Here is a 12,815-nt window from a genome sequence, read left to right as displayed (position 1 = left end):
CGTGCGCAAAGCGCGAACTCATCGCCAATTTGCGTGCGTCTGACGAGCAGATCGGCGAAAGCGTCTTCACCTAAGTTGTCATGGTGCGCTAAAGAGGCAAGTGCTCTGCATGGGGCTGTGCTGGCTTGGCGGAGATGAGGCCCGCCCCACAGCGCTGCGACCATGAAATGCACGCAGCCGCATGACCTTGCCGGCCCTTAGATCGCGAGGCACCAGCGGCAGAATTCCAAGTATCGGGCCACGCACGGCGGGTGACGTTTTACTTGCTGATCATGGAGGCCGCGTGACACGGATTTATGTCAGAGACAGCGCCGAAATGGCTGTGACTGAAAGGCAATTCCGAGCTCACGCACCGTTACGCTTGGGCAGCGACTATTTGATGTATTAGAAGGAGGGGCTTTGGGAGACAATAAAATGCATGGCGCGATGCAGCCGTGGCGAGATTCAGAGGTGTCTGACTGCATGGATCTGCGTGACGCCGCCGCGCTTCTGAAAGTTTCGCCTGAGACGTTGCGGCGCAAAGCCAAATTGGGTGTCGTGCCCGCCTGGAAGATTGGCGGTTGGCGATTTTCGCGCGCCGAGCTGATGCGCCATCTACAGGGCGCGAGGCCGTCCACGAACGCACGCAGAGAGCTGGTGGGCTCGGATGCTCCTGACCAAGACCGCGGGTCGCTTTCGTACGCCGAAGTCGAGCGCCGATTTTCTGATGTAGCGAAGCGCGTAATGCGCCGTCGGGCCGAGCTCTCTCGCGGCGCTTCCGGGCGTGCGTTATGAGCGTCTTCCTGCGAGGTTCTGTTTACTGGTGCCGATTCACGACCCCTGCGGGGGAGCGCATACGGCGGAGCTGTCAGACGAGCGATCGCAAGGCCGCGGAACAGTATGAGACTGCGCTCAAGCTCACATGCTGGAAGGCCGATGTGCTCGGCGAGCGGCCGGATCGTCTGTGGGGCGATCTGGCTGCTCGCTGGCTGGACGAGAAGATGGATAACCGTTCGATCCAGAGCGACCTGGTGCGGCTTTCAATACTGCTGCCGTACGCCGGGAACTTGCGAGCATCGGAAATCACTCGCGAAAAGATGCAGGGCGTGATGACGCAGCTTGCAGCCGATCGGCTTGCCGCACAGGCCCGCCAGCCGGGCAGGACGTTGCCACCCAAGCCGCTCAAGCCCGCCACCCTGAATCACTACCTCGATGTCGTGCGCCGCGTGTTGAACACGGCCAAGACGGAGTGGGGTTGGGTCGATCACGTGCCAAGCTTCAAGTTCTACAAGGTGAGCAACAAAAGGCGCCGGGTCGAGTCACCGGCAAATGTGTGCCGGATTGCGCGTTGTGCGCCGGATCACCTCGCGGACATCATTGTGTTTGCGGTGATGACCGGTATCCGGCTCGGTGCGATCCTGCAATTGCGGTGGCGCTGGGTGGATTGGGAGCGCCGAGCTGTGCAGCTGCCGGCGTCAGTGATGAAGTCCGAGATTGATCTGGCGATCCCGCTGAACCGGACGGCATGGGCAGCGATGAACCGGCAGGTCGGCAAACACGAGGACTTCGTCTTCACGTATCGTGGCCGGCGAATCGGCGAGATCAATGAGTCATCGTTCTACCGCGCTTGTGAGAAGGCGGGTGTAACCGACTTCAAGATGCACGACCTTCGCCGCTCGTTTGCGACCTGGCTAGGTTCGCTGGGCGCACACGATCGCCATATCAAGGCACTTGGAGCATGGCAGCAGGAGGATCGGACGAACGCGATGTTCCGCTATGTGTGGGCGGAGCTGGAGCCGCTGAGGAAGGTCGCGGAAATGCTGGATGCGCTCTGGGACGAGGCAGAAAAAGCAAACGGCCCAGAGGGCCGTCGCTAGAAGACAATGCTTTGGTTGGCACAAAATCGGCACAAGGCGGCGGATTTTGCTGGCACAGTAAGCACTGATCGCTTGAATTCGTTGGTGGTGATGGGCGGAGTCGAACCGCCGACCTATGGGTTATGAATCCATCGCTCTAACCATCTGAGCTACATCACCGCGCAGCCCGCAAATATAGCGCGGTCGAAAAGCTGGGTCAAGCGTTGCTTGGGCTATAATCCGCGCAAGTCCTTGTTTTGATTCGCCGCCCCCTTGTGGGCCTAAGGAAATCCGATGCTGCGAACGATGATGGCTTTGATGGTGGGGCTGTTTGTCTGGGGTTCGGCTTGGGCCGGCGCGCCGCGGCAGTTCCCGGTCGACAGCCAGGTCACGACGCTCAAGGCCTTCGATGGCAGCACGATGACCTTCGGGACGCGCGTGCTGCTGCTGTTCGAGCGCAACCAGAGTTTCTCGGTGGCGCCGGGCTTGCAGGTCCGCGATCAAAGTAACTTGCTCGTACTGCCGGCCAACCTTGTTGGCGACATGCGTCTGCGTGTCCGGGTGCAGTTCGACAGCCAAGGCGCGGTATGGCGGGTGTGGATCCTCTCCGCCGAAGAAATTGACCAGAGTTGATCGCGTGTCACGTTCCGGGCCGGACGGCCCGACGGTGGCGCGCAGGGTGTTGCAATGACCAAGAAGCTTTATATCCGTACGTTTGGCTGCCAGATGAACGAGTACGACTCGGACAAGATGGCCGACGTGCTGGGCGCCAACGAAACGCTGGTGAAAACCGATAACCCGGAAGAGGCGGACGTGATCCTCTTCAACACCTGCTCGGTGCGCGAGAAAGCGCAAGAGAAGGTGTTCCACGACCTCGGCCGGGTCAAGCATCTGAAGCAGTTGAATCCGAATCTGATCATCGGTGTTGGTGGCTGCGTGGCGAGCCAGGAAGGCGCTGCCATCGTCGAGCGCGCACCGTATGTGGATGTGGTGTTCGGGCCGCAGACCTTGCATCGCCTGCCCAACCTGATCGCGCAGCGCAAGGAAAGCGGTCGCGCCCAGGTGGACATCAGCTTCCCCGAGATCGAGAAGTTCGATTCGATGCCGCCGGCGCGCGTTGAGGGTGCGAGCGCCTTCGTGTCGATCATGGAAGGCTGCTCGAAGTACTGCACCTTCTGCGTCGTGCCCTACACGCGGGGCGAGGAAGTGTCGCGCCCGCTCGACGATATCCTCACCGAGATCGCCGGCCTCACCGCGCAAGGCGTGAAGGAGGTGACGCTGCTCGGTCAGAACGTGAACGCCTGGCGCGCGCCGCTGACCAAGGGCAGCGACGAGATGGGCGACTTCGCCTTCCTGCTCGAATGCGTGCACGATCTGCCGGGCATCGAGCGCATCCGCTACACGACTTCGCATCCCCGCGAGATGACGCCGCGGGTGTTCGAGGCCTACGCCAAACTGCCGAAGCTCGTGTCGCAACTGCACCTGCCGGTTCAGAGCGGCTCCGACCGTGTGCTCGCCGCAATGAAGCGTGGCTACTCGGTGCTCGAGTTCAAGTCGATCGTGCGCAAGCTGCGCGCGGCGCGGCCGGATTTGTCGCTGACCTCGGACTTCATCGTCGGCTTCCCCGGTGAAACCGAAGCCGATTTCGAGGCGACGATGAAGCTGATCGACGATATCGGTTTCGACGGCAGCTTCAGCTTCGTCTACAGCCCGCGCCCCGGTACGCCGGCGGCCGACATGGCGGACGACACGCCGCAGGAGCTCAAGCTCGCGCGGCTGGCACGGCTGCAGAAGCGCATCGACGAGCAGTACGCCGAGCACTCGCAGCGCATGGTCGGCACGGTGCAGCGCATCCTCGTCGAAGGGGCGTCGCGCAAGAATGCCGAAGAGCTCGCCGGCCGCACCGATAACAACCGGATCGTGAATTTCGCCGGCAACCCGCGCCAGATTGGCCACTTCATCAATGTGAAGATCGTCTCCGCGCTGCCGCACTCGCTGCGTGGCGAAGTGGTGATCGCCAGCTGATGAAACCGATCGAGATCTCGCTCAACCCGCTCGACAACGATCGCCTTGCGAAGCTGTGCGGGCCGCTCGACGAGAACATCCGCCAGATCGAAGCCGCATACGACGTAGCCATTGCCCGTCGCGGCGAACGCTTTGCCTTGCGCGGTGACGTCGCCCAGGCGCGGCTTGCTGCGCGTGCGATCAACTTCCTGTACGAGCGGGCCGATGAGGAGCTGACCATCGAGGACATCCAGCTCGGCATGGTCGAACTCAACAACACCTCGCAGGCGATGCAGCCCGCGACGGGTTTGCTAACCCGGAAGGGCGACCTGCACGGCCGCACGCCGCGGCAGACCGAGTACATCCGCAACATCCAGGAACACGACATCACCTTTGGCATCGGCCCGGCCGGTACCGGCAAGACCTATCTTGCCGTCGCTTGCGCAGTCGATGCCTTCGAGCGCCAGCAGGTCGAGCGCATCGTGCTGACGCGGCCCGCTGTGGAGGCGGGCGAGCGTCTCGGCTTCTTGCCCGGCGATCTGGCGCAGAAGGTCGACCCTTACCTGCGGCCCCTGTACGACGCGCTCTACGACCTGATGGGCTTCGATCGCGTGGCGAAGCTCTTCGAGCGCCAGTGCATCGAGATCGCGCCGCTCGCCTTTATGCGCGGGCGTACGCTGAACCACGCGTTCATCATCCTCGATGAGGCACAGAACACCACGCCGGAGCAGATCAAGATGTTCCTGACCCGCATGGGCATCGGCTCCAAGGCGGTGATCACCGGCGACATCACACAGATCGACCTGCCGCGCGGCCACAAGAGTGGCCTCTCGGAGGCGACCCGGATCCTTACGGGGGTGCGCGGCATTGGCACGACCCGTTTCCAGAAAGAAGACGTGGTGCGCCATCCGTTGGTGGCGCGCATCGTCGCAGCCTACGAAAAAGACGCCGCGGAGCAAAACCATGAAGACCATCACCGTCCTGAACGCCAAGGGTAAGCGCCGCGAGATCGAGGTTGCCTCGATCGAGATCCCGCTCACCGACGGCCGTTACCTGCGCCTCGCCTTCCCGCCCGGTGATATGGGTGACCTCGCGATCGAAGCGCATGCGGAAACGGGGCTGCCTGTCATGCTGGTGCAACCGGGCGCGGCTAACCTCGCGACCCTGCATGTGCTGGCGGTGGCTGAACAGGAAGGCGAGGCCGACGCGGCCGAACACGACCTGGAACTCACCGTGCAGAAGGAACTCGGCAAGGACGAGAAGAAGGGCCTGCCGTCCAAGGCTGCGGTTCGCGAGTGGATATCCGCCGCGCTGGGCACCGACGCCGAGATCACCGTGCGCTTCGTCGGCGAGGCCGAGAGCAAGGCGCTGAACCTTGAGTTCCGCGGAAAGGACTACGCGACCAACGTGCTGTCCTTCCCCTACACCGAAGAGCCGCTGATCGTTGGCGACCTCGTCGTGTGCTGGCCGGTCGTGCAGCGCGAAGCGAAGGAGCAGGGCAAAACCCTCGAAGCGCACGCCGCACACATGATCGTGCACGGGGCGCTGCATCTGCAGGGCTGGGATCACGAAAATGACGACGATGCCGAGGAAATGGAGTCGGTCGAGCGCGAAATCCTTGCGGCGCTGGGCTATCCTGATCCCTATGCGGCCTGATCGGCCTTGAAAAACCCGCTGCGGGGGTGTCTTGCCCCCGCGGCACACTATGCGGGGAGCGGTCAGCGGCAAGCTGCCGGGCAGTACCGACAGTTTGCCCCTAACCACTCACCCTTCCTTTTATGGAACCTTCCAGTAGTCGGCCGACTCTGCTCGAACGACTCTCCGCGCTGATGACGCGCGAACCCGAAGACCGCGGCGAACTGCTCGACCTGCTTCACGCGGCCTACGAACGCAATATCTTCGATGCCGACGTCCTTACGATCCTCGAGGGCGCCCTCGGTGTCGCAGACATCCAGGTGCAGGACGTCATGATCCCGCGCACGCAGATGGATGTCGTGCATGTCGATGACCCGCTCGACAAGGTCGCCGCGTTTGCGATCGAGGCGGGCCACTCCCGCTTCCCGGTGATTGGCGAGAACCGTGATGATGTGATCGGCGTGCTGCTCGCCAAGGATCTGCTGCGCTACTTTGCGGGCCAGCCGGTTGGGTTGCGCGAGCTGGTGCGGCCGGCCGTCTTCATTCCTGAGTCCAAGCGTCTCAATGTGCTGCTGCGCGAATTCCGCGTCAGCCGCAACCACATGGCGATTGTCGTGGACGAGTACGGCGGCGTCGCCGGGCTGATCACGATCGAGGACGTGCTTGAGCAGATCGTTGGCGACATCGAGGACGAATACGATTTCGACGAAGATGCCGGCAACATCATCGCCGACCAGGTCGGCCGTTACCGCGTGAAGGCGACAACCGAGGTCGAGGCCTTCAACGAGGCCTTCGCCACCGATTGGCCGCACGAGGACTACAAGACCATCGGCGGCCTCGTGATCCATTTGCTCGGGCGCCTGCCAACGCGCAACGAAGTGGTCGAGCACGAAGGCTTCCGCTTCCAGGTGTTGCGCGCCGACAGCCGGCGCGTCTACACGCTGCTGGTGGAACGCGTACCCGACACGCATGCGGTGGGCGGCTGAGCTTCTCGCCGCACGCCGCTTTCTGAACCAAGCCGGGCGCCAAGTGATGGCGCCCGGCGCGCATCCAGCGAATCCATGAACCGTTTCCTACCGCTGCTGCTTGCTCTGGCGGGCGCTCTTTCGGTACTCGCCTACGCGCCCTTCAACCTTTTCCCACTGATGCTGCCCGCGCTGGGCGCGCTGGTTTGGGTGTGGCGAACGGCGCCGCCGCGCCGTGCGGCCTGGCTTGGCTGGTGCTGGGGTTGGGGCGCGTTCTTCGCCGGTATCGGCTGGTTGATGGTGGCGCTGCACCGCTTCGGTGGGATGCCCTTGCCGCTTGCGATGCTCGCGATCGGGCTGCTCGCGGCGTTCATGGCCTCCTTTCCCGCGCTTGCCGGTTACCTGTTCGCCCGTTTGCGCAGCGGCCACTGGGCTGTTGATGCCGCACTCGTCGCGGCGGCCTGGGCGCTGCTGGAATGGACGCGCAGCTGGCTGTTCACCGGCTTCCCGTGGCTTGCAATCGGCTATTCGCAGACGCCGCCGAGCCCGCTTGCCGGCTATGCGCCAGTGCTTGGCGTGTATGGCCTTGGCTTCGTGCTGATGGCGTTCACTGCTGCGCTGGTGTTTGGCTGGCGCGCTGGCGCACGCGTTGCTGCCTCTGCGAGCGCTGCCGCGATCGCGCTGGCCGGTTTCGGCCTCGCGCAGGTGGTCTGGACCGAGGCCTTCGGTGCGCCGGTGAAGGTGGCGCTGGTGCAGACCAACATACCGCAAGACATGAAGTGGGACCGCGAGCGCTTCGAAACCGTGCTGCGCGCCAACCTCGACGTGCTGCGCGAGGCGCGTGGGCAGATCGTGGTGATGCCGGAAACGACGCTGCCGATGCTGCTCGAACATGTGCCGCCGGAGTACCTCGCGGCCGTCGCAGACAGCCTGCGCGCGCAGGGCGCGGCGGGTGTGCTGGGCGTGTTCACGCGCGACGCCGAGGGGCATATCTTCAACAGTGCCGTCACCATGGGCGAAGCCGCGCCACAAAGCTACAGCAAGCGGCATCTGGTGCCCTTTGGCGAATATTCGCCGCCGCTGTTCGGCTGGTTCTACAAGCTCGCGAACATCCCGATGTCGGACCAGAGTCGTGGCCGAACCGGCGCGCCGCTTGATCTGGCGGGCCAGAAGGTCGCCGTGAACATCTGCTATGAAGACGTGTTCGGCGAGGAGCTGATTGCCTCGCTGCCCGACGCAAGCCTGATGCTCAACATGAGCAACCTGGCGTGGTACGGTGAATCGCACGCCCAGCCGCAGCATCTGCAGATCGCCCGCATGCGCGCGTTGGAGACCGGCCGCCCGATGCTGCGCGCCACCAACACCGGCATGACCGCGGTGATTGCGCCGAACGGCCACGTCGATGCCGTGTTGCCGGCCTTCACGCGCGGCGTGCTGCACGCCGAAGTGCGCGGCTACCGCGGCATGACGCCGTATGCGCGCGTTGGCAACTGGGCAATTGTCAGCGTTGCGCTGATCCTGCTGGGCTTGGCTGCAGTCCAACGGCGCCGCACCTGAGGCGCCGCATCGCGGGATAATGGCGCCGGATTTCTGATGGAGCGCGCCATGCCCAGCGACACCGTACTGCCGATCCAGCATGCCTGCGAGGGCGCCTGGCAGGCCCGCGAATTGCCCCCCGCGTTCGCCAGCGAGTTCGGCCACCATTTCCTGCTTGCGCTGCCCGAAGGCTACGGCGCCGACCCGCAGCGGGCGTGGCCGCTGGTGGTGTTTCTGCATGGCCGGGGTGAATGGGGTGACGACCTCGCGCGGGTGCGCAGTCAGGGCGTCGGTGCGCTGATCGATGGTGGCGTGAAGCTGCCAGCAATCGTGGTGGCACCGCAGACGCCGGAGAACCAGATGTGGCACCCGGACTATGTCGATGCCGTGATGCGCTGCGTGCAGGCGAGTTGCAGGGTCGATGCCACGCGTGTCTACCTCACTGGGCTCTCGATGGGGGCGATGGGCAGCCTCGCGATGGCGGCGGCTTTTCCGGGCCGCTTCGCCGCGATTGCGCCGATTGCGGGCGGCTTTCCGAACGACGGCATGAGCCGTTTCTACAAGCTGCCGCTCGGCGCTCTGGATGCCTGGCAGGCGGCCCTGGCCTCATTGCGTGGTGTGCCGGTGTGGGTGGCGCATGGCGACGCCGATGACATCGTGCCGATCGAGTTCGGTCATCGCGTCGAATCGGTGATGCAGGCGGTCGGGGCTGATGTGCGCTGCGTCTGGATGCCAGGTGTCGGGCACGATAGCTGGACTGCGACTTACCGCGACACGCCGCAGTTCTGGTCCTGGTTGTTCGCGCAGCAGTGCACTGCCGTTGCCACGACACCGCCCGGCGAAGCGAGCGCTTGGGCGGGGCGCTACGTCGGTGGGCGCGGCAGTGGCGCCGAGTTGTCGGCCGAAGGCGATCGCCTGCGGGTGCGCTGGCAGCCTTCAGGGGTGACGGACCTGCTGCTGCCTGCGCAGGCCGGCTGCTTCGTCGGCACGATGCTGGTTCGCTTGAGCCGCGTGCGCGGCAAACGGCGCCTGGAGCTTCCGGGGATGGGTGTGTTGCGCGAAGCCGGCGCTTGAGCCGTATCAGCCCTGAGTATTTCGCGGCGGGCGTATGCTCGTCAGGATTTTCCATCGTGCAGCGTGGCGCTTGAGGGGGGCTTCACCATGTTCGAATCGGCAGAACTCGGTCACAGCATTGACAACAAGACCTTCCGCAAGGAGGTCGAAGCGCTGCGGGTGGAGCTGCTCAACGTGCAGTTCGAACTGCGCGAAGCGGGCAAATTCCCGGTGATGCTGCTGATCTCCGGCGTCGATGGCGGTGGCAAGAGCGAGACGATCAACCAGCTCTACGAGTGGCTGGATCCGCGCTTCCTCTCGACCCTCGCGTTCAGCGAGCCCACCGATGAAGAGCGCGATCGCCCCCACATGTGGCGCTACTGGCGCTCCCTGCCGCCCAAGGGGCGCATCGGCGTCTTCGCCGGCTCGTGGTATTCCAGCCCGATCGCCGATCGCATTGACGGCAAGCTGACGGCCGATGAGACGGATCACGAGATGGCGCGCATCAACCGCTTCGAGGGCATGCTCGCCAACGAAGGCGCGTTGGTGCTGAAGTTCTGGTTCCATCTCTCGAAGAAGGCGCAGCGTGCGCGCTTCGAAAAACTCGAGTCCGACCCGCGCACCGCCTGGCGGGTGACGAAGGAGAGCTGGTCGCGGCTCAAGACGCACGATGAGCTGATCGACGTCGCCGGCCATGTGCTGCGTATCACCAACACGCCCTGGGCGCCGTGGATCGTGGTGGATGGCTCCGACGACAACTACCGCAATCTGCGCGTCGGCAAGGCGCTGCTGGAGGCGCTGAAGTACCGCCTGGCCAACGATACGCCGCAGCACTACCCGGTGGCGCCGCCGATTCCGCCGCGCATCGACGGTCGTGATGTGCTGACTGCACTGGATTTGAGCAAGCAGATCGAGAAGGACACCTACGAACGCCAGCTCGCGAAGTGGCAGGGGCGTTTGTCGGAGCTGGTGCGCCACCCGAAGTTTCGCAACCGCGCGCTGGTGCTTGCGTTCGAAGGGTCGGACGCCGCTGGCAAAGGCGGCGCGATCCGGCGCGTGACGGCGGCGATCGACGCGCGCCAGTTCCAGATCGTGCCGGTCGCTGCGCCAACCGATGAAGAGCGTGCGCAGCCCTACCTGTGGCGCTTCTGGCGCCATGTGCCGCGCAAGGGTCGGATCACGATCTTCGATCGCACCTGGTACGGCCGGGTGTTGGTCGAGCGGGTGGAAGGCTTCTGTGCCGAGGCCGACTGGCTGCGTGCCTATGCGGAAATCAACGACTTCGAGCACGCGCTCGACGTGGCTGGCGTGATCGTCGTGAAGTTCTGGCTGCAAATCGACGCCGACGAGCAGCTACGCCGCTTCAACGAACGCGAGGCGACCGACTTCAAGCGTTTCAAGATCACCGAAGAAGACTGGCGCAACCGCGACAAGTGGGATGCCTACCGCGAAGCGGTGTGCGACATGGTGGACCGCACCAGCACCGGCCAGGCGCCCTGGACGCTGGTTGAGGCCAACGACAAGAAGCACGCGCGCATCAAGGTGCTGAAGACGGTGTGCCAGCGCCTGGAGAAAGAACTCGGCCTCTGATCGCCGCGATACCAATAGCCAACGGCGCACGGCAACGACGTGCGCCGTTTTCATTTTGCCGGGTGTCAGCCCTTGAAGCGGGCGGCGTGGGCTTGCAGCGCGGTGAGCTGCGCCACGATCAGGTCCTGGATGCGTTTGTCGACGAGATTGCCGTCCGCGTCAAAGCTGTCGGAGAAGGCATTGGCGAACACTTCCGGCTTGTTGAGCGGATGCAGATCGAGGAACACGCAGCTCTGCCGCAAATGGTATTGGGCGCGCGAGGTGCCCATGCCACCGCCGGCGCCCATGATCGCGCAGGCCTTGCCCGCAAGCAGCCGGTTGTCCGGTTCGCGCGACGCCCAGTCGAGTGCGTTCTTCAGGGCCGGCGCCATCGAATAGTTGTACTCGGGGCATACCAGCAGCAGGGCGTCGGCCGCAGCCATCTGCGCGAAAAGTGCTTCCACCGCGGCCGGGCGCTCCGTGATGTCGGCGTTGTAGAACGGCATTGCGGAGAGGTCGGCGACCTCGACCGTCATGTCCGCCGGTGCATTCGCGACCGCGTAGCGAAGCAGGCCCTTGTTGCGCGATTGGCGGCGCAGGCTGCCGCAGATGCCGAGTACGTTCATGGGAGGTCTCCGTGCGTGGGATATCGCGGGGTGGACTTGGTGCCGCCTGCAACGCGCAGGCGCAGCATCAATGACCAGCATAGACCCGCCGGGTTCCGGCGACTCCCCTGTGCGAGACGATTTCAGATTGCCGCGTGATCCGCGATGCGGTGGCGTGCGACGCTACGCAGCGTGAGCGCCAGCCCCAACGCGACCAGCGTGAGACCCACGACCAGGCCGATCCAGAAACCATACACGCCGGTGACCGGGTAGGCGTCGAGGCCGTGGTAGCCGAGTCGCGCACCGAGCGGGATCGCGATCAGCCAGAACGCACCGATCATCAGCCACATCGGCATCATCGTGACCTTGTAGCCCCGCAGCGCGCCGACCGCGCAGACCTGTGTGGCATCCGAAAACTGCCACACTGCGGCGAACAGCAGCAGCGTGGAGGCGATTGCCTGCACGGCAGCGTCCGGTGTGTAGAGCGCGACGATCGCTTCGCGCCCGAGCAACACCACGGGCACCATCGCAGCCGCGATCAGCAGCCCGATCAGCACGCCGCTCCACGCGATGAAACGCGCGCCGCGCGGATCGCCGCCGCCGAGCGCCTGGCCGACGCGGATCGAGATGGCGGTGGAAAGCCCCAGCGGCAACATGAACACCAGTGACGCGAAGTTCAGCGCGACCTGGTGCGCGGCGATCTGCACCGCACCGAAGCGGCCAATCAAAAGTGCCACGCCAGCGAACGCGGACACTTCGGCCAGCATTGCCGCGCCCATCGGCAGCCCGAGCTTGAGCAGATTCTTCTGCCGCGGCCAGTGCGGCCAGCTCCAGCCGTGCCACAGGAAGACCTCGCGGTAGATGCGTGCCTGCGCGGTGTACAGCGCCATCATCGCCAGACCGGCCCACATGCCGATGCCGGTCGCCCAGCCGCAGCCGACCCCGCCCAGTGCAGGCAGACCAAGGTGACCGTAGATCAGTACCCAGTTGAGGAAGAAGTTGACGGCGAGTCCGAGCGCGCCGAACACCATCAGCGGGCGTGTGTGGTTGATGCTGGCGGAGTAGAAGCCCAGCGTGCGCGTCAGCAGTGCAGCGGGCAGGCCCAGTACGATGCCCCACAGGAACTGTGTGACCTTGGCCGCCAGCCCCGCCTCGATCTGCGCGGCTGCCAGCACAGCGGGCACTGCCGGCATCAGCAGGAAGGGAATGACCCCCGAAATGCCGGCAAGCCACAGCCCTTCGCGGGTGTCGGCGATGATGCCGGTCTTGTCTCCCGCACCGTGATGATGTGCCACAACCGGGCTCAGCGCTTGCGAGATGCCGAGCAGGGACAGGAACACCGGCGCCCACAGCGCCACGCCCAGCCCCACCACCGCCTGGTCTTCGGCCCCGGCGTGGCCAGCCATCACGGTGTCCATCAAACCCATCAGGATGTACACCATCTGCGCGGCCACCAGCGGGCCAGTAAGGCGCAGCAGTTGGCGGGATTCGGACAGGAAGCGGGGCAGGCGATGCGTGAGGAACCGAGGCTGGCAAAGGCGGCAGTGTAGCCGCCCGCTGTATCCGGCTTGTATCGCCGGCGCGCAGCGAACGGGCGGAAACCGCGCTACGCT

At 64.6% G+C, this 12,815-nt stretch carries 12 protein-coding genes and 1 tRNA gene; 10 read left to right on the top strand and 3 right to left on the bottom strand.

Annotated elements, in window-relative coordinates:
• Positions 1-462: 462 nt before the first annotated feature.
• Positions 463-774: a helix-turn-helix domain-containing protein gene (locus JY500_RS17240; RefSeq protein ID WP_206253950.1), complete on the top strand. Its 312-nt coding sequence runs from the start codon at positions 463-465 to the stop codon at positions 772-774.
• Positions 771-1,856 (top strand): tyrosine-type recombinase/integrase, encoded by a 1,086-nt coding sequence (locus JY500_RS17235; protein WP_206253949.1) that lies wholly within the window; start codon positions 771-773, stop codon positions 1,854-1,856. The genes JY500_RS17240 and JY500_RS17235 overlap by 4 nt, the downstream gene beginning before the upstream one ends.
• Before the next feature lie 82 nt (positions 1,857-1,938).
• On the opposite strand, the gene JY500_RS17230 is transcribed toward JY500_RS17235, so the two are convergent.
• Positions 1,939-2,015: transfer RNA gene (locus JY500_RS17230), tRNA-Met, on the bottom strand.
• Positions 2,016-2,129: 114 nt separating this feature from the next.
• Here JY500_RS17230 and JY500_RS17225 point away from each other — a divergent pair.
• From JY500_RS17225 to pap, 8 genes are all read left to right on the top strand, one after another.
• Positions 2,130-2,468 carry a hypothetical protein gene (locus JY500_RS17225; protein WP_206253948.1) on the top strand — a complete coding sequence of 113 codons (339 nt, stop codon included), beginning with the start codon at positions 2,130-2,132 and terminating at the stop codon, positions 2,466-2,468.
• Between the two features lie 54 nt (positions 2,469-2,522).
• On the top strand, positions 2,523-3,860 hold the full coding sequence (gene miaB, locus JY500_RS17220; RefSeq protein ID WP_206253947.1) for a tRNA (N6-isopentenyl adenosine(37)-C2)-methylthiotransferase MiaB: 1,338 nt from the start codon (positions 2,523-2,525) through the stop codon (positions 3,858-3,860).
• Positions 3,860-4,837 carry a PhoH family protein gene (locus JY500_RS17215; RefSeq protein WP_374403539.1) on the top strand — a complete coding sequence of 326 codons (978 nt, stop codon included), beginning with the start codon at positions 3,860-3,862 and terminating at the stop codon, positions 4,835-4,837. The genes miaB and JY500_RS17215 overlap by 1 nt, the downstream gene beginning before the upstream one ends.
• On the top strand, positions 4,803-5,495 hold the full coding sequence (ybeY, locus tag JY500_RS17210; protein WP_172196681.1) for an rRNA maturation RNase YbeY: 693 nt from the start codon (positions 4,803-4,805) through the stop codon (positions 5,493-5,495). Before JY500_RS17215 ends, ybeY begins: the two co-directional genes overlap by 35 nt.
• A gap of 122 nt (positions 5,496-5,617) precedes the next feature.
• A complete protein-coding gene (locus JY500_RS17205; RefSeq protein WP_206253946.1) occupies positions 5,618-6,460 on the top strand; it encodes a CorC family transporter in 843 nt (280 codons plus the stop codon).
• Positions 6,461-6,535: 75 nt separating this feature from the next.
• Positions 6,536-7,996: an apolipoprotein N-acyltransferase gene (gene lnt / locus JY500_RS17200; RefSeq protein WP_206253945.1), complete on the top strand. Its 1,461-nt coding sequence runs from the start codon at positions 6,536-6,538 to the stop codon at positions 7,994-7,996.
• A gap of 48 nt (positions 7,997-8,044) precedes the next feature.
• Positions 8,045-9,049: a carboxylesterase family protein gene (locus JY500_RS17195; RefSeq protein ID WP_206253944.1), complete on the top strand. Its 1,005-nt coding sequence runs from the start codon at positions 8,045-8,047 to the stop codon at positions 9,047-9,049.
• Positions 9,050-9,136: 87 nt separating this feature from the next.
• Positions 9,137-10,618: a polyphosphate:AMP phosphotransferase gene (gene pap / locus JY500_RS17190; protein WP_206253943.1), complete on the top strand. Its 1,482-nt coding sequence runs from the start codon at positions 9,137-9,139 to the stop codon at positions 10,616-10,618.
• A gap of 65 nt (positions 10,619-10,683) precedes the next feature.
• On the opposite strand, the gene JY500_RS17185 is transcribed toward pap, so the two are convergent.
• Positions 10,684-11,223 carry an NADPH-dependent FMN reductase gene (locus JY500_RS17185; protein WP_206253942.1) on the bottom strand — a complete coding sequence of 180 codons (540 nt, stop codon included), beginning with the start codon at positions 11,221-11,223 and terminating at the stop codon, positions 10,684-10,686.
• A 122-nt stretch (positions 11,224-11,345) separates the two neighbouring features.
• Positions 11,346-12,656, bottom strand: a complete 1,311-nt coding sequence (locus tag JY500_RS17180; RefSeq protein ID WP_281391224.1) for an MATE family efflux transporter — start codon at positions 12,654-12,656, stop codon at positions 11,346-11,348.
• Positions 12,657-12,815: the final 159 nt, after the last annotated feature.

This window comes from Niveibacterium microcysteis, from assembly GCF_017161445.1.
GTDB classification, from domain to species: domain Bacteria; phylum Pseudomonadota; class Gammaproteobacteria; order Burkholderiales; family Rhodocyclaceae; genus Niveibacterium; species Niveibacterium microcysteis.
The sequence above is the reverse complement of the archived record's forward strand: the minus strand, read 5'-3'. Positions and strand labels throughout refer to the sequence as shown.

What these genes read in the sequence shown, in the direction of transcription:
- JY500_RS17240 (WP_206253950.1), top strand. Translation starts at nt 463, where the DNA reads ATGGATCTGCGTGACGCCGCCGCGCTTCTGAAAGTTTCGCCTGAGACG.
- JY500_RS17235 (WP_206253949.1), top strand. Translation starts at nt 771, where the DNA reads ATGAGCGTCTTCCTGCGAGGTTCTGTTTACTGGTGCCGATTCACGACC.
- JY500_RS17225 (WP_206253948.1), top strand. Translation starts at nt 2,130, where the DNA reads ATGCTGCGAACGATGATGGCTTTGATGGTGGGGCTGTTTGTCTGGGGT.
- miaB (WP_206253947.1), top strand. Translation starts at nt 2,523, where the DNA reads ATGACCAAGAAGCTTTATATCCGTACGTTTGGCTGCCAGATGAACGAG.
- JY500_RS17215 (WP_374403539.1), top strand. Translation starts at nt 3,860, where the DNA reads ATGAAACCGATCGAGATCTCGCTCAACCCGCTCGACAACGATCGCCTT.
- ybeY (WP_172196681.1), top strand. Translation starts at nt 4,803, where the DNA reads ATGAAGACCATCACCGTCCTGAACGCCAAGGGTAAGCGCCGCGAGATC.
- JY500_RS17205 (WP_206253946.1), top strand. Translation starts at nt 5,618, where the DNA reads ATGGAACCTTCCAGTAGTCGGCCGACTCTGCTCGAACGACTCTCCGCG.
- lnt (WP_206253945.1), top strand. Translation starts at nt 6,536, where the DNA reads ATGAACCGTTTCCTACCGCTGCTGCTTGCTCTGGCGGGCGCTCTTTCG.
- JY500_RS17195 (WP_206253944.1), top strand. Translation starts at nt 8,045, where the DNA reads ATGCCCAGCGACACCGTACTGCCGATCCAGCATGCCTGCGAGGGCGCC.
- pap (WP_206253943.1), top strand. Translation starts at nt 9,137, where the DNA reads ATGTTCGAATCGGCAGAACTCGGTCACAGCATTGACAACAAGACCTTC.
- JY500_RS17185 (WP_206253942.1), bottom strand. Translation starts at nt 11,223, where the DNA reads ATGAACGTACTCGGCATCTGCGGCAGCCTGCGCCGCCAATCGCGCAAC.